Raw genomic sequence first — 20841 nt, 5'->3', positions numbered from 1 at the left:
TTTTTTATATTACTCTTTGTTACTGTTTGTTAGTTGTATCGGGCTGGGCAGTTTCTTTAGTGCCTGTGGCAGGGGCTTTGGTTTTGCGGCCGCTCAGTTTATCCAGCTTCTCTTTAGCAGTAGGTAATATGTCGTCATCGGCTTTATAGTTATCAATGATACTTTGCAGGGTTGCCTTGGCCTGGAAGGTATCTTTTAAGCCCACATAGGTGTCAGATAACAAAATGTATGTTTTGGCCACCCAGTAATCGTAGTTTGGCATTTCCTTGGCCAGGTCAAAACACATTTTTTGTGCTGTTTTATAACGGCCTTTTTCATACTCAATAAGTGCAAGGTTGTAACGGGCTTCGGCAGCGGCAACGGTTTTGGTGTTGGTTGCAGTATAGGTGAACTGTTTAACAGCCAGGGTAGTATCGCCGGTTGCCAGGTAAGCTTTACCTTCGTACAAGCCGGTTTTAAATTTATCCTCCTGCGATGTTTTATCATTGGTTTTAACCAGCTCTGCGTATTTGATAGCGTCGTCGGTCATTAACATTTCCGAGTAGCAGTACATCAGGTTGGTGATGGCAAAAGTGTAGTCGGCCTTATATTCGGAGTTGGTTTCCAGACGTTTCAGGAACACTACGGCTTCGTTATATTTCTTTTGCTGCATGTATAATTTAGCCATGCTGATCAATGCTTTCTCGCTGTAGGCACTGGTCCAGTCGTTCAGGATCACATTGTAGTCAACAACGGCTTCGTCTGTGCGGCCCAAGGCTGCTAAGCCTTGCGCGCGGATAAAGCGGGCCTGTTTTTCGTAGATCTGTTTGCCTGGGAACTTATCGAAATAAGCGTTCACCGCGCTTACAGTACCCTGCCAGTCACCTTTAAGGTAAAGGTTGTTGGCTGCGGTGATCATGATGCTTTCCTGATCGGAGGTGGTATAATTACCGATAGGGGTGGTACCTGCATAGTTAATAAATGTTTGGGCGTCACCTTTATCAGTGTAGATCTTTTCGATCTGTTTTAAAGATTGTTTGGCCTCATCGGTTGACGAGTAATCCTGTACTACTTTTTTGAATGATTCAATAGCAAGGTCATCGTTGCCCGCGTTGTAATCAATCAAACCGATAGTAACCAGTGCGCGTGGTACATAGCTGCTGCGCGGATATTTCTGGATCATGGCCTGCAGATCAGCTTTGGCTTTATCACCGTCTGTTTTCAGGAAATAGGTATAAGCTATCTCGAATGAAGCGTCATCCGCATAATCAGAGTTAGAGAATTTGTTCAGTACATCATTCAATGTACTGATCTTGGTATCCAATGAACCCTGTAAACCCTGGATCATACCACGTTGAAACAGCGCATAATCTTCGCCCTGGTTGTGCATGGCTATAATGCGGTTATAGTAGGTCATGGCACTGCCATAGCTCTTCATTACAAAATAGCTATCGGCAAGGCGGGTGATGGCATCATTCTGGGTGTTGGCGTCTTTTACATCGCCTTGTAAAAACTTCTCGAAGTAATTGGCTGCTTTTTTGTACTGCTCGTCGCCAAAGGCCGCGTAAGCCAAAGCATAGTTGGCATAATTGGCTACATCAGTTTCCTTAGCCTCGGGCATGCTCAGGAATTTCTCGAAATTCTCTACCGATTCGCCATACTTACGAACCTCAAACATCGCCTCGGCCATCCAGTAAGTAGTTAAAGCTTCTGTTTTACTATCAACCGGATCTTTTAGCGAACGCAGGAAGATACCAATCGCATTCTCGAAAGCACGCTCGTTATAAAATTCCAAACCGCGGTAGTAGGTAACTTTTTGATAAGCTAAACGTGCACTCTGGCTTTTATTAGGGATAGGCTCCAGGATCTCCACAGCTTCTTTATAGCTGCGTGAGTTTAGTAATTCTTCACCCAATAATACCTTAACCTCATCAATACGTTTTGAACGTGGGTAGGTAGCCAGGTATAACCTTGTAGCGCCCAAGGCCTGCAGGTTAAAGTCAAGCTCGTATGATAGTTTGGCGTACTCATAAAGGGCATCTTCCTGTAATTGCTTATCATAATCAAGCTTGGAGGCGTTGAGGAACGCATTACGTGCGCTCTGTTTATTGTTCATTTTCAGGAACACATCGCCCAGGGTATAGTTACCGCTTTGGCTGTAAACATCGTGCTGTTCAACCAATTTTTCCAATTCGCTGGCAGCTTTGGCATAGTTGCCTACCTTATAATAGGTATAACCCATCTGGTAGCTGTCCTGCGTGTTTTGGGTACGGCCCTGATCCCGGTCTTCAAAACGGCCATAATACTTCACCGCGTTGTCATAATCAGCCTTGGCAAAGTACGATGCGGCGATGATACGCAGCATTTCCGTTTCGTTTTGCTGATGGGTTTTATTTACAATAGGCACAGCGTAGTTAAGCACATCATCGTAACGCTTATCTAAAAAGTAAACTGCCGAGATGTAGTAAGGGTAGCTGTTTTCGTATTTTTTTGAGTTTTTAAGCTTTTCAAAATTTACCAGTGCCAGGTGATAGTCCTTGTTTAAATAAGCTATATAAGCAAAGTAATAAGTAGCATCCTCAGTAAATTCCGACCTTTTGTTTTTAACCTCGCCAAAAAGCAGTTGGGCATTTTTGTAATCCTTTAACTCAAAATAGGCGTAACCCTTACGAAATTTATACTCGGTATTGTCATGGCCGTTAAGCTCGCCTGCCTCAACCTTGTTAAACCAGCGGATAGCGTCTTCATATTTACCTTGTTTAAAATACGATTTACCAATCTGGAAAAAAGCCTGTTTGGTAAGCGGATTTTCAGGATGTTCTTTTATAAAACGGAGAAACATGCTTTCGGCATCATCATTGCCCAGGTTAAGGGCGCAGAATGCTTCATAATACTGGCAGTTTTCTTTAGTGAGCGATAGCTCAGTTTCAAACTGTGGCTGGGTGCTTGTTTTAATTTTGTAAGCTTCAACCAGGCGAAATTGTTCGGCCGCCGAAGCAAATTTTCCTTTGTCCATCAAATCAATAGCCGCATGATAAGTGCGGTAAATTTGAGTGGAAGGATTTTGCTGGGCTCGTGCTGTTGTAACTAAAAATACGGGAATGAGCAGGGTGATGTATCTTGTTTTGATCATAAAGCGCATACTAACGATAGTGCGAAAATAGCTAAACCAAAAAGAGGCTTTTCACATTAGAAATTAACAATTGTGGATAACACTTCTTTTAACGAAGGTAATACTTAAGATAATATCCATGTGGAAAACTTTAAAATTGTTGAGTACTGCCGTGGTGCCGGCTATGGATAATCAAAAGTAATAATTACACGTTAAACAGTGCAATTTATTTGTATTTTGAGCATTATAATACCCTGGGGGCGGCGTGCCCCATCCATTATTTTTACCAATTATGAATAGCGTTCTTAACAGAGGGGGGGGGTGGTTGCCGGTTATTTTGTACATGTTGGTGTTTTGTCCGTTAAATTCAAAAGCACAAAAAACAAATGCCGAAATTGTTTTAACAAACAGGCAGTTAAATGATAAACCGAACGAATTTTATATCGCAAATGTTACTGATGAACGGCCCGACCGGAGTGCCGTCGCCTGGTTATTATCAGCCACAGGTAATTTGCCGGCAGTAAAACATGAAGTTGATTTACAGGGAGGCACAGCAACAGCTGTTAAACAATTTGCTGATTATGCTATCCCTGTTAATAAGATGTTACGCCCGGTGGTCATCCGCATTAAGAAGTTAAAGCTTACTGAAACGGCAATGGCCGATGGCAGGATAGAAGGCCGGCTGGAGATACAATTATGGTTTGAATTGAAAAAAGCTGAGGACAATGTGCATTTGATCGATTACCCGGCAGCTACAACATACTATCGCGGCGCGGGGCAACAGTATGATACCGGGGTGCTGTTGAGCCGGGCCCTTGAAGCTGGCCTGATGTATTTTAACAGATGGATGAATCGTGAAGCCGACACTAATATTAAATTGGCTAAAGGAGTAAAATTAATCTTTACCGATTATTCTGAACAACCGGAAGGCGATACCATCTACTACTCGGCCAAGCGGCCTTTAACCTGGAATGATTTTCAGGATAAAGCCCGGGGCGCAAAGTATATTGCCGAGGTGCAGCCAAGTTTTGGTTACACAGAACAGGTAGAAGTAGTGAAGTCGGTAGTGGTAGTGAAGATAAGCATGCGCGTGTTTTTGCCTAAAAGTGCCGCCTGGGTAAAGCCGGAAGGACGTACAGACTATGCTCTAAATCATGAGCAGCGGCATTTTGATATTGTAGCGGTAATAGCCCGGCATTTTAAGAGGGCCCTTATGACTATGAAACTCCCGGTTGATAACTATGATGGCTATATTAATGTACAATACCTTGACTCGTACCGTGAAATGAACCAGCTACAAGATCAGTATGATAACGAAACCAGTCACGGTACAAACCAATACTACCAACAGGAATGGAATATGAAGATAGATGGATTTTTAAGAGATTAAGACAGGAGACTCAACACGCCCGAGCCCGGGGGATAAATAGCACATATATGAATTTAAATTCGTGGATGTCAGCATAATGTTACATGGCATAATACATCCTTATACTGTGCAGGACTTATTTTTCTTATGTTTACTCTCCTTTATATAATTGGATTGTTAATTTTAGGATCATAAGCAAGGGGGCGAAATGAATTTTGGCGGAGTTACCATAAAGGATATTGCTAAAGAGTTAGGGATCTCACCGTCAGCGGTTTCCAAGGCGCTTAAAGACAGTCATGAAATTGGCGAAAAAACTAAGGCGCTTGTACTGGAGTGTGCTAAAAGGCTTAACTATCAGCCCAATCTTAACGCTCAAAGCCTTAAACGGGGCAACAGCAAATCTATCGGCATTGTGGTTTCAACTATTGAGAACCAGTTTTTTTCGCAGGTGATCAATGGCATCGAATCAGTAGCACACAGTAAGGGATATAATGTGTTTATTACACAAACGCATGAATCGTATGAGCTTGAAATGCAAAATGTACGTCACCTGACTTTTCGCTCCATTGATGGTTTGCTGATCTCCCTCTCAACCGAAACCCAAAATATTGATCACCTGAAAAACCTGCATGAAAAAGGTTTGCCTATTGTTTTCTTTGATAGGGTAAGCGATGAAATTGATACGCATAAAGTAGTAGCCGATAATTTTGCCGGGGCATATAAAGCCACAACACAATTGCTTGAAGCAGGATACCGTAAAATAGCTCATATTACCAGTTCGGTAAACGTATCCATTACCGCCGAACGCTTGAGGGGATACAAAGATGCACTTGAACAACATGATATAATACCTGATGAAAAACTGATCAAGTACTGCCCGCATGGTGGTAAAGACCTTGCTGAGATCGAAAACGCGCTAAGTGAATTGTTTTCTGAAAGTAAACCCGATGCTATTTTTACAGCCTCTGACAGGATCACGACTACGACCTTGTCCCTTCTTCATAAATTAGGCTTGCGGATCCCTGCTGATATCGCTTTGCTCGGCTTCACCAATACCCAACTGGCCGAAGTTTTAAACCCGCCGCTAAGTGCTGTTTATCAGCCCGGTTTTGAAATGGGAAAAAAGGCAACCGAAATGCTGATCAGCATTATCGAGAGCAAGCGGCCTGTTACAGAGTTTGAAACTACCGTATTGCCTACCCGGGTTTTTATCCGCGTTTCCTCTCAACCGGTAAAAGCTTAATATTAAATACCTGATTGGTAATAAATGTATGCTTAACATTTGTTGTTTTTGTGAAAACTTTTACAGATTTTTAGCGCATTATAAACTACGCTAAAACCTTTCAGCTCTATGAAAAAAATGTTCACTGCCTGTTTGCTGCTGCTTTTATTTTCCAGCGCGGCAATTGCACAAAATACCGGCAATAAAACTTTTACCAACCCGTTGCTGCCATCAGGCGCCGATCCCTGGGTGATCTGTAAAAACGGGTTTTACTACTATACCAATTCAACAGGGGGCAATATTGTTATCTGGAAAACAAAAGATATTACCAAGTTGAGCACTGCACCTAAGAAAGCTGTTTGGGCGCCGCCGCCTGGTACAGCTTATTCCAAAGACATATGGGCGCCCGAACTCCATTTTATAAATGGCAAATGGTATGTATATTTTGCCGCGGATAATGGCGATAACAATAACCATCGCATATATGTACTGGAAAATAGCTCGGCCGACCCAATGGAAGGTACCTGGGAGTTTAAAGGAAAAATAGCAGATAGCACCGATAAATGGGCTATTGACGCTTCGGTATTTGAAAATAACGGTAGTTGGTATATGATCTGGTCGGGCTGGGAAGGAGACCATAACGGTCAACAGAATATTTACATTGCTAAAATGAAAGACGCAATGACCATCGGCAGCGAACGCGTGAAAATATCGAGCCCGGCTTATCAATGGGAAACCAATGGCGATCTGCATGATGCCGGTAACCCGGCACATGTAAGCGTAAATGAAGGACCGGAAATTTTGAAACATAAAGATAAGTTATTCCTGATCTATTCGGCCAGTGGCTGCTGGACTGACTTTTATGCATTAGGCATGCTTACCGCTTCTAAAAATAGTGATCTGTTGAACCCTGCCTCATGGATCAAAACAGAGGAGCCGGTATTTAAGCAATCGCCGGAAAACAGCGTTTACGCGCCCGGTCATAACTCATTCTTTAAATCGCCAGATGGAAGGGAAGACTGGATCCTGTACCATGCCAACTCAAACCCTAACGAAGGCTGCGGTAATAAACGTTCGCCGCGTGCGCAAAAATTTACCTGGAATAAGGATGGTTCGCCAAATTTTGGTGTGCCATTGAAAGATGGACAGCCGTTGGCTGTGCCTTCGGGAACGAAATAACATTCGGGAATAACCGGCGTCGCCATTTCGATAGAGCATAGGAAGGAATGAGCGCTGGGGCGAAGGAGAAATGACATTGATTTAAATCTCTCCTCCATTTTCTTGATAAATGTCAATTCCCTTCTTATCAAATGTCAATGTACAGGTTATAGCATCGCGGTAGATTTGTATCAACAAAAGAACGATACAAAATGTCAAAAACAATTTTTATAACCGGAACAAGCACAGGATTTGGTAAATTAACCACTATAACCCTTGCAAATGCAGGCCATACCGTAATAGCAGGTATGCGCGGAATAAATGGCAAAAATGAAACTGTAGCCAAAGAGCTTTCAGCCTTGCCAAATGTTGAAGTAGTTGAGGTAGATATTACTGATGATAATTCAGTTAAAGCTGCTTTTGAATATACATTAACAAAATACGGCCATATTGATGTGTTGGTGAACAATGCCGCAGTTTCAGGCTTTGGCGTACTGGAAGCTTACTCGCTCGATCAGATCAGGCAGATGTTTGAAGTGAATTTTTATGGAACCCTGCGCACCATCTTTGCGGTTTTGCCGGGGATGCGTAAAGCTAAAAATGGCCTTATAATCAACATTACATCGGGTGCAAGTGGTCATACCCTGCCGTTCATGATCCCTTATCTTGCATCAAAATTTGGGGTAGAAAGTATTACCGAAGGTTTAAAGGATGAGCTTGCACAGTTCAACATCGAGAGCGTTAGTATCCAGCCGGGCGTATATCCAACCGAAATGAATAATGGCAGCAAAACAGGCATCCATGCCGATAAACCAGAAGTTGTGGCCGAATACGGCGAGACCTCAGCACAGCAATTTAACGCTATGGGCACCGCGCTTTTCAGCAAAATGGCCGAGTTTAACATGGACCCGCAAACTATTGCCGATGGTATATTGAGGCTGGTTGAAATGGAAAAGGGTACCCGCCCGCTGCGTTATCCGCTTGATGCAGTAGCGCAGGGTACCGACCAGGAATTTATTGATGCCCGCGCCGCTATCAAAACAAAATGGTTAAGCAAATACACCGCATAACCTAATTATAAAAATATGACCCGAACAAAAGCAAATATCCCCGGATAAAGGAGATATTTGCTTTTATATGTTTGAGCAATTTAAAGAGTACATTGGCCAGAAAGCAACACTCACCGAAGCCGACTATGCTAAAATTGAAGCAGTTTGTATTTTTAAAAAACTCCGTAAAAAGCAGTATTTATTGCAGGAAGGCGATGTTTGGAAGTATAACGCTTTTATAACCAAAGGCTTGGTTCGATTTTACAGCGTTGATGAAAATGGCCGCGAAAACATAGTAAGTTTTGCCAAAGAAAACTGGTGGACAGGCGACCGTGCCAGCCTGCTTACCGGCGAGTCTTCTAAAAATAATATTGATGCTATTGAGGATACAGAACTGATACTGATTACCAAAACCAACTTCGACAGGCTTTGCCGTGATATACCGGCTTTTAACGATATGGTTAATGCCATTCTGAACAAAAGTTTCATCACCAGTCAAAACCGCATTCACTCGGCCATTGCCTTTACTGCCGAGCAAAAATATCTTGATTTTGTGCAGAAATATCCCGATCTCTCGCTAAGGGTGCCACAGGCGATGATTGCATCTTACTTAGGCATAACACCCGAAACCTTAAGCCGTGTACGAAAAGAAACTGTAAAGAAACATTAACCCTGAAACTTCATCAGTTCAATGTTTTTCTTTTTCATGGCTTGCAATACCGTTTTACCGTATTCTGTAAAATATTGGTGCTGTTGTAACAGGCTTAAATTAAGGGTATGCCATTCTTTGTCGCTATACTGCTTATCCAGATGTACTTCCCATTCCTGTTTTAAATCATGGGCAAAATCCAGGTAGTTTACAGATGCCAGGTGGTGCATATCGGCATCGCAAATAATTTGCTGGATAAGGTTTTGGGGCGATTGCGGTACTTTTGTAGCTTCAATACAATCCCATACCTGTTGTATAAAATCATTATTATAGTGGTGCTGCATTAAAAAAGTACCGGCAATGATCATGCTGGTGTCTTCATGGCCGTTATAATGATAGAGGTAGCCTGTATCATGAAACCAGGCAGCTATTGTTAAAATGGTTAGTTCCTGCTTTTTTAATTTGCAGTGTGCTGCAATTTCTGTTGCTGCGTTAACAACGCCCAATGTATGTTTAAGGTTATGAAAGTACATGGTTGATGGTAGGTTTTCTTCCATCAGCGACGTGACATAGGCAGCAGCCCTTTTTACTATACTTATTGCAGGCATAAGATAGTTGCGATACTACCCTCATATTCTGTAGGAATTCTGGATAAATATTAACCCGCCAAACTCTGAACAAAAAGATGACACTTTTATCTTATTTGTGTAAACATGGATTTTGCGTTTTTAAGCGGGATTTTAAACCTGTATTTTAGATGCATAAATGTTGATAGATGAAAAATACACTTCAAATAGCACAACTTTATTTGCGCTTTGCTTTAGCGATTGGTTTTTTGCTGCCCGTGGCAGATCGCTTGGGTTTCATGGGGCCGGCAGGGCAAAATTCAGTAAGCTGGGGTAGTTGGGATAATTTTGTGGTTTATACCAATACGTTGATGCCATATTTGAGCCGGTGGATGGCAGGTGTCATGGGTTTTTTAGCAACAGTGGCCGAGGTTTCAATAGCCATCATGTTTATTGTAGGTTTTAAGACTCGTACGGCGGCTTATGCAAGTTTTGCCCTTACGCTTACTTTTGCCCTTTGCATGACCATATTTTCAGGAATCAAGGCTCCTTTTAACTATTCGGTTTGGGCCGATAGCGCGGGTAGTTTATTACTGGCAAGTATAGCTACTTATCGCTGGAGCATTGATTTTATATATGATGAAGCTTAGTGCTTGTTAAGGTCTTTTAGTATTCATTTACCTTTGAAGGTATCAAAATAACCGCTTATCAAACCTGGGCTTATTTCATCGCTAAGCAGGCCTATATAATTGTCGGGCCGTATTAACAGGTATAAACCTGATTGTACCCCTAATTTTTGCCAGCTTTCATTAAGGGGTAAATTAACTACTTTGATATAATTTATTAAGTGATCAGGAATTAGGCCGTCGTACCCAATGCTGCCAATACATAACAGGTGAAATTTGGGTTCCATGAGCAAATGATAGATGCTTTGTAGTTTGCCTTCGTTAGTGGTCATAACGTAGGGGCACCTGTCGCCGGCACTAAATTTTAGCTTCTGTTTAATAAACTGCAGGGAAAGCGGGCTTTTTCTGTACGAATACCAAATTTGGGACAAGATCCTGAAAATGCGTTTTGAGATGCATTGGGTTGACAGTACGAGGCGTAAAATATTGGGCATAACGTAGGTGCGTAATTGATATAAGAACCAGTTACAGCTTGTCATGAATGCAAATATTTTATCGGTAAATTTCATGAGCCATTGGGCAAAAGGGTACCGTTCGTCATGATAGGTATTAATAAGTTTATCATCAGCAACGCCCTGCAGCACCAGGGCCAGTTTCCAGGCCAGGTTATGTGCATCCTGCAAGCCGGTATTCATGCCCTGTCCACCTGCGGGACTATGAATATGTGCGGCATCGCCCAATAAAAAACATCGGTTTATCCTGAAACTGTTAACACAGCGGTGATGTAGTTTATAAACTGAAAACCAGTTTAATTTTTCTATGTTCAGCGACAGCTTAATGTTGGCCGTGATCACATCTTTAAGATCATCAAAAATAACATTTTCTTTGCCTGCAAAACCTTCGGGGAGGGTACCTAAAATGCGGTAATTACCGTTGCCATACATGGGGAAAAAGGCGCAGAAATTAACATGCGACAGTGATGCAATGAGCTTGTTTGCTGGTTGCAGCCAGCTAAGCTTTACATCGGCCACAAAAAATTTATTTTGGTAGGTGCCTCCTTCAAAACTTAATCCCAGTTGCTGCCTTACCGGGCTCGATGAACCGTCGCAAGCCAGCAAGTAGGAGGCTTGAATACTTATTTTCCTGAACGGATCACTTTTATCGTAAAGACTGGCCACAACGTGATCATCATGCTGTTCAAAACTAACCAAACTGGTTCGCCACAAAACGTCACGGCCTGTAGCTTTTAATTGCTCGTAAAGCAGTTCCTCGTTTTTAAACTGTTCAAATGCCTGCAGGTTGGGGAAATCGGTGAGTCCGTTGCCTGCGTTGGCTGTTTCAAGTACTGCTTTTTCCCGGCCATTCATGTAAATGGCGAATTTGCCAATCACCTGTCCCTGTTCAAAAACAGTATCAGCCAAGCCCATTTGCTGGTAAATTTCCATGCTGCGTGCCGTAACCAGCATAGCCCGCGACTCATGGGTAGGTGCCGGCTTGGTATCGATAATAATAAAATCAACGTTAAAGCGGGCCAGCTGGCAGGCGGCCATTAAACCGGTTGGCCCGGCACCGATAATAATTACTTGTGTATGCACGATGTATTACCGGGCTTAAAATATGAAATTAATTGGCAAAGCTCGGCCATTGTTGCGCTATCGCCAGTAATTATTAGCTGCAGCTATTGTAGCAAATTCGGTTGCCACTGTTTGCCCTACGGCAATGAGCATCGCTGCGTCTTCGGCGTAAACACCTCTTAGCTTACCACGAATTTCGGCATCGGGCTGAGTTACTTTGATGATGAGCCTTGCCATTTTAATAGCAAGTTCACGGCCTTCCTGTGGAGTTGCTGTGATTAAGGAGTTGCCCGGGATTAATTGTACTTCTTCTGACATGATGATAAATTTAATTAATTGGTTATTAGGTTGATTAAATAAGATTGTGAATAGCTTATTAAAAAACAGGTTGCAATACAGTGCCCCTTTTCTTAAAATCAGAAAAGCTGATCCCGGTAGCATTTTTAAAGAATTTACTGAAATGGGCCATGTCGCAAAAACCCAGGTCATACGCTATTTTTTTCATGCAGTTGTCGGGGTGTATAGCTTGTTTTTTAGCTTCGGCTGCAACTCTTTGCCTGATGTGATGGCCGGCCGATTGTCCGGTCAATTTTTTTACCACTTCGTTAAGGTAATTGGGGGTTACAGATAATCTGTCGGCGTAATCGGCCACCATTTTATACTCCCTGAAGTTTTTATCGAGCAAGCTTATGAAGTTTTGTAATATGGAGGTATTGCGCGACTGTTTCGGCGCTTGTTCCATCGATTCCAACTGGCGTGAAAGATAGATGAGGAAGATCTTAAAATATCGTTTTAATATTTCGGCACGGTAAAGATTGTGCCGGCTATATTCTTTCATCATTATTTCGGTAATATCATTCATATCATCGGCCAGTTCGCTGTTAATGGTAACGATTGGTGTTTGATTAAATATTTGATGGATAGGGCTGTATATAAGGTCGCGGCCATAATCATCTACATCCAAAAACGAATCGGTGAACGATATTACGTAACCGTGCAGGCCATTGCTAAATTTAAGATCATGCAACTGGCCGGGTTTTATCAGCAGCAACTGATTGGTGTTAACCGCCTCCTTTTGCAAATTGAGCCTGTAATAGCCGTTGCCTGAAACTATCCATATCAGCATGAAATAATTGTTGGGAAGATCGACGCCGTTTTCTTTGATCCATTCGATAGTATGGATTTTGAAAGGGAGGCAATAAGATGCTTTCTCAAAATGTAGTGGTGCAAAATCGTTAAATTGTTTCATGGCTGCGAAGTTTAAAGCTTGTAAGGCATGTGCCTTCTCTCTATTTTCGTGCCGATGTTTTTATTTTATTGATAATCAGTTATTTGCATTGTGTTTTGAATAATGGAGCTTAACGAAATATCATCATATTGTTACTTGAGGAACGAAATATCGCATCTTTTTTATGTCACTAAACACATATTCCCCGGCCATCACTTGTCAACAGAACGGGTTGTTAAATGGTATCAGGAAAAATAATTTTACCGTTTATACCGACATGAACGCGGCTTAAGGTTGGAGTATAATATATAATATCGCGGGGTATTAATTATATAAATTAATATTGGTTTTATTGCAGGCAGGTAAATGCGATATGTAATTTATACATCAAAATCCATGTTTAATACATCGGCCGGTTTTATGAAGTATATTATTTTTATAAGTTGAATTTGAGTACAGGTTTATGTGTGTGGAGTTATGTGTAGCGAACAAGAACCTGTTAGTTTTAGGCTGACCATAAAAATAATATCAAGTGAATATCAATAAAAACTTATCGCGGTTTTATTGCAAGCTGACACTAACGGGCATTTTGCTTTTGATATCCACAAACTCGCCGGCGCAGCGTCACGATCATATCTTCCAGGCTGTTTTGTGGGCAAAAAATAGTGCGTTTGTTATGAGATGGGATCTTATAATTGTCGGCATTGTGGCGTTGCTTTTCGTTTTTGGGGGGGCTTATGTTGGTTATTGGCAAAAGCAAATAAACAGTAAACGGTTGCAGCTAAAGGAGAAGGAGATCAGTGAGCAAAGTCAAATGCTGCAGCTTTTAACTGCGGATAAAAACCGCTTGCTTGATGAAAAGGACTGGTTACTGAAAGAGGTGCATCACCGGGTAAAAAATAACCTGCAAATAGTGATGAGCCTGCTTAACACCCAATCGGCATTTTTAAAAAATAACGCGGCACTTGCTGCCATCCGTGAAAGCCAGAACCGTGTACAGGCTATAGCGCTTATCCATCAAAAATTATACAGCAGCTCAAACGTAGCCTTTATTGATATTGCTGTTTACATCAACGAACTGGTTAATTATCTTGCCGATTGTTACGACGCTCATGAACGGGGAATCAGGTTTGAACAGCAAATTGAACGTGTTAAAATAGACGTTGCCCAGGCCGTACCTGTCGGCCTTATGCTCAATGAAGCTATTACCAATGCTATTAAGTATGCTTTTCCGCACAAGCGTGGCTTTATAAACATCTCGCTTGGTACACTTGATGATAATAATATCATGTTGAGCATTGCCGATAATGGTATTGGCCTGCCGCAAGGTTTTGATATTAAAGAAGCGTCGTCATTGGGTATGGAAATGATGAAGGCCCTGAACAAGCAGCTTGGCGGGAATTTTAAAATGGAAAATAGCGAGGGCGTGTCAATAACCCTGGTTTTCCGTGCCGAAAAGAATTTCGGGAATATCGAAAATGAATACTATCCTATATAGTATTAACGTCCTATTTGTCTTGGGTCATATGTAATTTGTACTACTGAAACCATAATTAGTACATTGATTTCGGGTATTTCCGGCCCGAACTTTACATTGTTAAATAACAGTTAATAATTAAGCATTAATTAATTGTGCGATAAAAGTGTAAAGCCCTCATGCTATGAAAAAGTTTGTTTGTTTGGCAGTTGCCTTCTTTACAAGTGTGTTGATGTTTATAGCAACAGGTTTATTTAATAAGCTTAACACATGTTTGATGGAACAACTGGTGCCCGCCAGGTTTTTCATAATCGTGCTTTATAGTATATGTTCATTGAAATTTGTTTTACTGGTTATTATGCTTATGCCGGACAAACCCGTGCTTAAGCAAATAAGCCTTGGTTTTATATCGGCCGATATGTTTTTACTGCTATCGGGCAGCGTCACCGATTTGGCAATAAGTGTACCTGTGCCGCTTATTGCAATACAAGCATTACTCCTGCTTTTTTACATGGCTTTGCAAGGCCGTTTATGGCTTTATAAGGCCAATGCAAACACTATTGAAAATGAATTGATGGCATCACCTATTTAATGAATGGCAATATGCATCACTATGATGAACAATTGATTAACCTCATTATTGATCTGCAGGAGCGGGGCTTTAATCACGATTTTGTAATTGAGAATGAATATATCAGGTGCTTACAATACAACGAGCTGATTTCTCCCGATGATTTTGATATCCTGGAAACCTATCACTGCAAATCATCGGGAAAGAATAATGATTGTAGTTTGGTGTATGCCATTCGGTTAATTAACCATGACATGAAGGGCATATTAATGAGCGATTACGGGGTGTACATTAAAGGGATGTCATTAAGCTTATGGTCAAAATTTAATAATGTAATCAGGTTAAATCTATCAGTAATAAAATAAAATTTAAGAAAAACATATCCAAATGAACAGGGAAATCAGAAATATGGAAAGCCGGGCGGGGCTAATGCCCGAACATACCATAGGAGCAGCATACATAGGCAATTGGAAAATCCAGCTCCGGTCAAATAGGGTATCCTTTTGCCCGCGGATGCGCAAGATGCTTGAGCTATCAAAGGGATATGATGAAAATATCGAACAACTTTTTGGGCTGGTTAAACCCGGGCAGTTGAGCGGACTTATCCATGAGTTTAAGGTTGCCTCCTTTAATGGTACCAAATTTGAAAAGCAGGTGCAAATTGTAACCCCATCCGGTACCGAAAAATGGGTCCGGCTTACAGGTGTTTTATACTCACGCAGGTGGGGTACTGCCGAACAAATGATTGGTACCATTGAAGATGTTACTCAGAAAGTTAACGAGGAATGCCTGAGCATGGCTATTGTAAATCATGAACTGCGTGCGCCGTTAACTATTATAAAGCTCAATACCCAGTTTTTAATTAACCATCTTGCACTCAGCATCAATAAACAACCGGTGAGGTTGCTGAACATGGTTGATCAGCACATTAACGGGATGACCAAACTGATTGATGAATATTTATCACCATCAACCGGCGAGGACAGATCAACACAGCTCAATTATAGCCTGTTTGATATTAACGACCTGGTTGATACAGTGCTTGGTGAAATGAGGATCCTTTATCCCGGGCACCGCTTTTGTAAATATCCCACTGCCGATAGCATTTTGGTTAGGGGAGATAAATACAAGATTATCCAGGTGCTGATCAATTATTTAACCAACGCTGCCAAATTTTCGCCACCATGCTCACACATTAACATTAATATAGACTGTAACGAAAATGATGTTGAAGTATCGGTGCATGATGAGGGGGTAGGGATTAATGAGGAAAGCAGCCAGGCGCTCTTCCAGAAGTTTTACCAGTGCAATCAAAAATCGATAAGGCAAAAAAACAGCAAAGGCCTGGGTTTGTATATTGTGAAAAGCATTATCCAAAAACATGGCGGTACAGTGAAGGCCGAAAACGGAAAGGATGGAGGTGCTGTATTTTCTTTTAGCTTGCCGCTTAACCAGCAAAATAAATTTAACGTCACCAGCCCGGAAGCAATAAAACTAATGGCATAAACTGTCAGGTTTAAGTAAACGAAACAATAAAAGATATTTATATCTTTTATTGTTGATTTAAATAATTACTTTTGCTTTATAAAGCAATGGGAATATTTTCAAAAACATGTGAGTATGCGGTAAGGGCGGTATTTTTTATAGCCCAGCGCACCGCCGACGGCAGTAGGGTTGGCATAAAGGAAATAGCCGTAAACATTGATTCGCCCGAGCATTTCCTGGCTAAAATACTTCAGGATTTAAGTAGAAGAGGTATTATTCAATCGGTAAAAGGGCCCAATGGCGGTTTTTATCTTGATGCACAAAGCCTGGCCCGCCCACTATCAGATGTAATAGAAGCGGTTGATGGCGGTGGCATATTCAGGGATTGTGGTTTAGGGTTAAAAGAGTGTTCGTCAAAAAATCCATGTCCCTTGCATCATGATTTTTTAGATGTAAGGAACCGTTTACAAAACATGCTTGAATCTATCACCATAGGCCAGTTCAACGAAGACCTGAACCTGGGAATTGTAGTACTGAAAAAATAACCCTCCCCGCCAAAAAGGTTACAGGCGGGGAGGGCAAAGCATCAAGTTTAGTAAATTAAATAAAACACGATGTTGAATAGCTAATTATAGGATAAAAAGGTATTAATATATTATATTAAACTAAATTAATGCCCCAAAAGAAATCCGATGGACTTTGAGGTGATATGAAAAAGTACAAGACTTACGAAATTTCAAAAACTTCATAAGTCTGGGCTCTGCAACTTGTCGCGAATAGCCGGTTGAAATACACTAAATGGTCTTTTTACGCGCGATTCTTAGACCGGTTTATACTGGCAAGGTGGTTAGGCTCAATGGAATAATAATTGTGATGGTTACTGCTAAATAGCGTGTATTTCAACAAATAAACAAACTAATGAACGATATAGAAGACCTAACATCAATTAAGATACTGGTTGATGAATTTTATACCAGGGTGCGTCTCGATGGACTATTGGGGCCAGTTTTTGCCGAAGTTATAAAAAACGACTGGCAGCCGCACCTTGATAAAATGTACGCCTTCTGGAATGCCGCTTTATTTGGTGTTCCGGGGTTTAAAGGTAATCCTTTTGCCAGGCATGCGCCGCTACCTATCGGTAATGCTCATTTTGATCGTTGGCTGGATCTGTTTAAAGAAACTGTTGATGCTCATTTTGTCGGTCCTATGGCCGATGATGCCAAGAACAGGGCGGGCTTAATGGCGGTAATGTTCATGAGTAAGCTGGCCAATATGAAGGGTGGATCAGGAAGAGTTATTATGTAGCCGATATTTCCAGATATAAAAATCAAATGTTATGAAACAACTTGAAGTAAACGAACACTTCCAGGTGGTTAAGGTTGAGCTTACCGCAGGTGCAAATATGAAAAGGCACATAGCAACTTCAGATGCCTGCCTGATTGTAGAGGAGGGGAACGCCCTGCTCGTCTACGCTGGCGAAACCTATGAACTTGGCAAAGGCGAAACTTTTCTGATCCTGGCCAATGAGCAGCATATGCTTAAAATAATCAATGATTTTAAGGCCTGGATTGTACTGGCTAACGGTGCGCAGATCAAATACCTTGAAGCTGATAACATTTACATTAATTGATATGATTATAGAACAAGTGCGGGGGCAAATGCCCTTAGCTACAGGGCCGATAGTTAAAATACTAAAACAAGGCAGTCACTATAAAGTGATAGCAATCGGCCTTAAAAAAGGAACGGTTTTAAAGGAGCACAAAACCGCAGTACCCGCCACGCTGATAGTAACCGAAGGAAGCGTGTTGTATAAAGAACATGAACGCTCTGTTGACTTAAAGCGGGATACTGATTTTGAAATACCAATAAACATGCTGCATAGCTTGCTGGCCCTAGAGGATAGTATTTGCCTTTTGATACAGGGTTAAACAGGCACAGCAATTAATTATAAATATATACTGTTAAAATGATGATTACTAAAGAACAAAAAGAGCTGGTTAAAGCCACGGTACCTGTATTGAAGGAGCATGGAGTATTGTTAACAACTCATTTTTACAACCGGATGTTTACCTATAACCCCGAACTTAAAAATGTGTTTAACATGGGCAATCAGCAAAACAGCAAACAACAAACCGCTCTTGCCATGGCTGTACTGGCTTACGCCGAGCATATAGAAAATCCGGGCGTGTTAATGCCCGTGCTTGATGGCATTGGTCAAAAACATACAAGTCTTGATATCAGGCCTGAGCATTATGCTATTGTTGGCGGTCACCTGATTGCCTCAATCAGCGAAGTATTGGGCGATGCCGCTACACCCGAACTGCTTGAAGCATGGACTGTTGCCTACAATCAGCTGGCGGCCATTATGACTGGCCATGAACAAAACCTTTACAGTAAACAAGTGGCTAAAAAAGGTGGCTGGACAGGCTGGAGACCATTTGTGGTAAAGCAGAAAGTAAAAGAATCGGCAGAGATCATTTCCTTTTACCTTTATCCCGCGAACGGTGGAGCGGTACCTGATTTTACGCCCGGTCAGTTTTTAAGCGTGCGTTTGTTCTTGCCTGAGCTTAACCTTTTGCAACCCCGTCAGTACAGCATCTCAAGTGCACCTAATGGCGAGTATTACCGGATCTCAGTAAAACGCGAAGCCGGAACTGAATTGCTTGCCGATGGCATGATCAGCAATCGTCTGCATAATTTTGTTAATGAAGGTGATATCATCGAGGTATCTGCCCCAGCTGGCGGCTTTGTGTTAAATGGCGATGGTGACCACCCGATAGTTTTTATAAGTGGTGGCGTTGGCCAAACCCCATTAATGAGCATGATGGAAAGCTTGATTAAAAGCGGCAGTAAACGACCAAAAACATGGGTTCACGGCTGCCGTGATAAAAATGTGCATGCCTTTAAAGAAGTTATTGAACATTGGGAAGGTAAAAACGAAGAGGTTAAAAAGCACATTTTTTATAACCAGATTGAAGAAGGGGTGACTGATGATTTATATGAAGGCTGGGTTGACCTGAACCAACTGGGTGATGAGATATTTGAGCCTAATACAGAATATTACATTTGCGGTCCGGCTGGCTTTATTGAACTGCATTACCGCGAACTGGTTAAAAAAGGGATCGATAAGCAACTGATCCATTTTGAAGAGTTCGGCCCGCAAACTTTGCAGTTGAACTAAAAGCAATTGTTAATTGGTGCTGAAGCAGGCTATTTTATCAAAAACTACTTCAGCATCAATTAAACTATCCAATATAATTATCCCTTCTTTAGCGTTACTATGCCTTCATTTGGCTGAGCCTGATAGAGTACATAGGTACCGTGCTGATCTTTAGCTGTGTTAATCTTTTTGCTTTTTGAACCCTGGGCCACTGTTGCATTTGTCCAGCCTGGTGATACGTAGGTTTTGAGCGTTAACGGCAGATAATACATTTTGCCATCAAGGCTATGGCTTACTTTTACCTGTATTATGTTTCCTGTAGTTAAAGCATCGGCCTTGCCGTGCTCACGTTCGCGCATGTAGCGGGCTACATCGCCAAAAGTTGCTACCCATAGTTTGTCGTTTTTGCTTTTGATGTATTGGAAATATTCATCGAGCAGAGTGCTTGGCAAGGCTTCGTAACCCATGCCGTCAATACCATGGAAAACAAGTACCAGCCAGGTATTGGTATGATTAAGCGTAGTATCAACCCAAAGCTTCATCATAGGTAGTGGTGTTTTTGTAGTTGCGCCACGCTGCCATTGAATATAATCTTTATCTGTTGAGCCGGGTGTTTGTTCGCTGGCGCGATCAATTTCCTTTAGCCAGGACTCGGGCATTCGGTTGCGCAAGGCCGGATAAGTTTTCAGGGCATAGCTCATTACCCGGTCGTTTTCAAAACCGTACGGGCACTCGGCCGAAAAGGTATGTTTTGGCCCAAGCTGGGCCAGGATATCGGCTTTGCTTTTTTCCAGTTCCCAAAGCAGGTTTGGCTCATCAAGTCCAGGCATACTGGGGTGGGTGATAGAATGGCTGGCAAACTCGTAACCTTTGGCGGCATCCTTCCGGAAATCATCCCAGGTTGAACCTATGGATTGTTTAAACTCGTCATTAGGTTCGTAACCCGGTTTCAATTCGCCATTGCGGGCTTTAGCATAGATGTCATCCAGCACTTTAAAAGCTTTTTCCTTTTTACCACTATCGTACAAACTTCCGGCCTGCGTATGCGAAGCGATGGTACCCATATAACCCAAATACCCTGTGGCCGAGCACCGCTCAAAAAAGTTCTGATCGTTGGTTGGTACGGTTGCCGATTCTTTGATGATCTCCTTTACCCGGCGGCCAATAAATCTCCCATGGTATTTGGATCCGGGGATAGATCCGGTAATGATGAAAAATGTGGCCGGCATTTTAAGGCGTTCCATTACGGGTAGGGCTTTCCTGAACTGGTTCATGGAGCCGTCATCATAAGTAAGGGAAACAGCTCCGGTTTTGCCGTATTGCCATTTAGTTATTTCGGTTGTACCCGCTTTGGTTTGGGCATTGCTTTGCAAGCTTTGCAGGCCGATAAATGCTGTGAGCAGCAGGGTTTTAATTGGTTTATGATTGGTGGTAAGCATAACTAAAATTAACTTTTTAAATTAATTTACAAAGTAATATTGCTGTTTCAATTGGCTGGATATGAGGTCTGAAAACTATTTATGGAAAAAGATTTGTAATTGCATCTTAAAGGTAGAGTGATTGATCAATCGTTAAAAAACGTTAAATTTTAACCTATGGATATTTTATATCTTGGT

Annotated in this window: 21 protein-coding genes; 15 read left to right on the top strand and 6 right to left on the bottom strand. The window is 41.8% G+C overall.

Going from position 1 to position 20841, the window contains the following annotated elements; translation table 11 throughout:
* Positions 1–19: 19 nt before the first annotated feature.
* Positions 20–3112 (bottom strand): tetratricopeptide repeat protein, encoded by a 3093-nt coding sequence (locus ABID99_RS18515; protein ID WP_373614728.1) that lies wholly within the window; start codon positions 3110–3112, stop codon positions 20–22.
* A gap of 271 nt (positions 3113–3383) precedes the next feature.
* Between ABID99_RS18515 and ABID99_RS18510 the strand changes: the two genes are divergently transcribed.
* From ABID99_RS18510 to ABID99_RS18490, 5 genes are all read left to right on the top strand, one after another.
* Positions 3384–4481 (top strand): hypothetical protein, encoded by a 1098-nt coding sequence (locus tag ABID99_RS18510; RefSeq protein ID WP_354481247.1) that lies wholly within the window; start codon positions 3384–3386, stop codon positions 4479–4481.
* Between the two features lie 187 nt (positions 4482–4668).
* The gene (locus ABID99_RS18505; RefSeq protein WP_354481250.1) at positions 4669–5703 is read left to right on the top strand and encodes a LacI family DNA-binding transcriptional regulator; all 1035 of its coding nucleotides are present in this window, start codon (positions 4669–4671) and stop codon (positions 5701–5703) included.
* Positions 5704–5811: 108 nt separating this feature from the next.
* Positions 5812–6861: a glycoside hydrolase family 43 protein gene (locus tag ABID99_RS18500; protein ID WP_354481252.1), complete on the top strand. Its 1050-nt coding sequence runs from the start codon at positions 5812–5814 to the stop codon at positions 6859–6861.
* A 191-nt stretch (positions 6862–7052) separates the two neighbouring features.
* Positions 7053–7910 carry an SDR family oxidoreductase gene (locus ABID99_RS18495; RefSeq protein WP_354481254.1) on the top strand — a complete coding sequence of 286 codons (858 nt, stop codon included), beginning with the start codon at positions 7053–7055 and terminating at the stop codon, positions 7908–7910.
* Between the two features lie 67 nt (positions 7911–7977).
* On the top strand, positions 7978–8559 hold the full coding sequence (locus ABID99_RS18490) for a Crp/Fnr family transcriptional regulator (protein ID WP_354481257.1): 582 nt from the start codon (positions 7978–7980) through the stop codon (positions 8557–8559).
* Here ABID99_RS18490 and ABID99_RS18485 read toward each other — a convergent pair.
* Positions 8556–9146, bottom strand: coding sequence for an HD domain-containing protein (locus tag ABID99_RS18485; RefSeq protein WP_373614727.1), 591 nt, complete (start codon positions 9144–9146; stop codon positions 8556–8558). The two genes, ABID99_RS18490 and ABID99_RS18485, sit on opposite strands and share 4 nt — an antisense overlap.
* A gap of 167 nt (positions 9147–9313) precedes the next feature.
* On the opposite strand from ABID99_RS18485, the gene ABID99_RS18480 reads away from it, so the two are divergent.
* Entirely contained in the window at positions 9314–9754 is a 441-nt protein-coding gene (locus ABID99_RS18480; RefSeq protein WP_090523456.1) for a hypothetical protein, read from the top strand.
* A 23-nt stretch (positions 9755–9777) separates the two neighbouring features.
* Here ABID99_RS18480 and ABID99_RS18475 read toward each other — a convergent pair whose 3' ends face one another.
* From ABID99_RS18475 to ABID99_RS18465, 3 genes are read right to left on the bottom strand one after another with little or no spacing between them, the layout of a single operon-like run.
* The gene (locus tag ABID99_RS18475) at positions 9778–11325 is read right to left on the bottom strand and encodes an FAD-dependent monooxygenase (protein WP_354481265.1); all 1548 of its coding nucleotides are present in this window, start codon (positions 11323–11325) and stop codon (positions 9778–9780) included.
* Between the two features lie 57 nt (positions 11326–11382).
* Positions 11383–11622, bottom strand: coding sequence for a hexameric tyrosine-coordinated heme protein (locus ABID99_RS18470; protein ID WP_176623248.1), 240 nt, complete (start codon positions 11620–11622; stop codon positions 11383–11385).
* Positions 11623–11680: 58 nt separating this feature from the next.
* Positions 11681–12553 (bottom strand): helix-turn-helix domain-containing protein, encoded by an 873-nt coding sequence (locus ABID99_RS18465; RefSeq protein ID WP_090523469.1) that lies wholly within the window; start codon positions 12551–12553, stop codon positions 11681–11683.
* Between the two features lie 655 nt (positions 12554–13208).
* Between ABID99_RS18465 and ABID99_RS18460 the strand changes: the two genes are divergently transcribed.
* The 9 genes from ABID99_RS18460 (at position 13209) to hmpA (ending at position 19246) form a co-directional block, all read left to right on the top strand.
* Entirely contained in the window at positions 13209–14030 is an 822-nt protein-coding gene (locus ABID99_RS18460; RefSeq protein WP_373614726.1) for a sensor histidine kinase, read from the top strand.
* A gap of 163 nt (positions 14031–14193) precedes the next feature.
* Complete coding sequence (locus ABID99_RS18455; RefSeq protein ID WP_373614725.1) at positions 14194–14601, top strand: hypothetical protein; 408 nt, start codon at positions 14194–14196, stop codon at positions 14599–14601.
* Between the two features lie 11 nt (positions 14602–14612).
* Positions 14613–14945 (top strand): hypothetical protein, encoded by a 333-nt coding sequence (locus tag ABID99_RS18450; protein WP_176623254.1) that lies wholly within the window; start codon positions 14613–14615, stop codon positions 14943–14945.
* A 22-nt stretch (positions 14946–14967) separates the two neighbouring features.
* Positions 14968–16086, top strand: a complete 1119-nt coding sequence (locus ABID99_RS18445) for an ATP-binding protein (protein ID WP_373614724.1) — start codon at positions 14968–14970, stop codon at positions 16084–16086.
* 86 nt (positions 16087–16172) lie between these two features.
* Positions 16173–16610 (top strand): Rrf2 family transcriptional regulator, encoded by a 438-nt coding sequence (locus ABID99_RS18440; protein ID WP_090523487.1) that lies wholly within the window; start codon positions 16173–16175, stop codon positions 16608–16610.
* Between the two features lie 373 nt (positions 16611–16983).
* On the top strand, positions 16984–17370 hold the full coding sequence (locus ABID99_RS18435; RefSeq protein WP_373614723.1) for a group III truncated hemoglobin: 387 nt from the start codon (positions 16984–16986) through the stop codon (positions 17368–17370).
* A gap of 31 nt (positions 17371–17401) precedes the next feature.
* On the top strand, positions 17402–17695 hold the full coding sequence (locus ABID99_RS18430; RefSeq protein WP_373614722.1) for a cupin domain-containing protein: 294 nt from the start codon (positions 17402–17404) through the stop codon (positions 17693–17695).
* A gap of 1 nt (position 17696) precedes the next feature.
* A complete protein-coding gene (locus tag ABID99_RS18425; RefSeq protein ID WP_373614721.1) occupies positions 17697–17993 on the top strand; it encodes a hypothetical protein in 297 nt (98 codons plus the stop codon).
* Positions 17994–18031: 38 nt separating this feature from the next.
* Positions 18032–19246, top strand: a complete 1215-nt coding sequence (hmpA, locus tag ABID99_RS18420; protein WP_373614720.1) for an NO-inducible flavohemoprotein — start codon at positions 18032–18034, stop codon at positions 19244–19246.
* 77 nt (positions 19247–19323) lie between these two features.
* Here hmpA and ABID99_RS18415 read toward each other — a convergent pair whose 3' ends face one another.
* Positions 19324–20664 (bottom strand): polysaccharide deacetylase family protein, encoded by a 1341-nt coding sequence (locus tag ABID99_RS18415; protein ID WP_373614719.1) that lies wholly within the window; start codon positions 20662–20664, stop codon positions 19324–19326.
* Between the last annotated feature and the right edge of the window lie 177 nt (positions 20665–20841).

It is taken from the genome of Mucilaginibacter sp. OAE612 (genome assembly GCF_041806395.1).
GTDB classification, from domain to species: Bacteria; Bacteroidota; Bacteroidia; order Sphingobacteriales; family Sphingobacteriaceae; genus Mucilaginibacter; species Mucilaginibacter rubeus.
The sequence above is the reverse complement of the archived record's forward strand: the minus strand, read 5'-3'. Positions and strand labels throughout refer to the sequence as shown.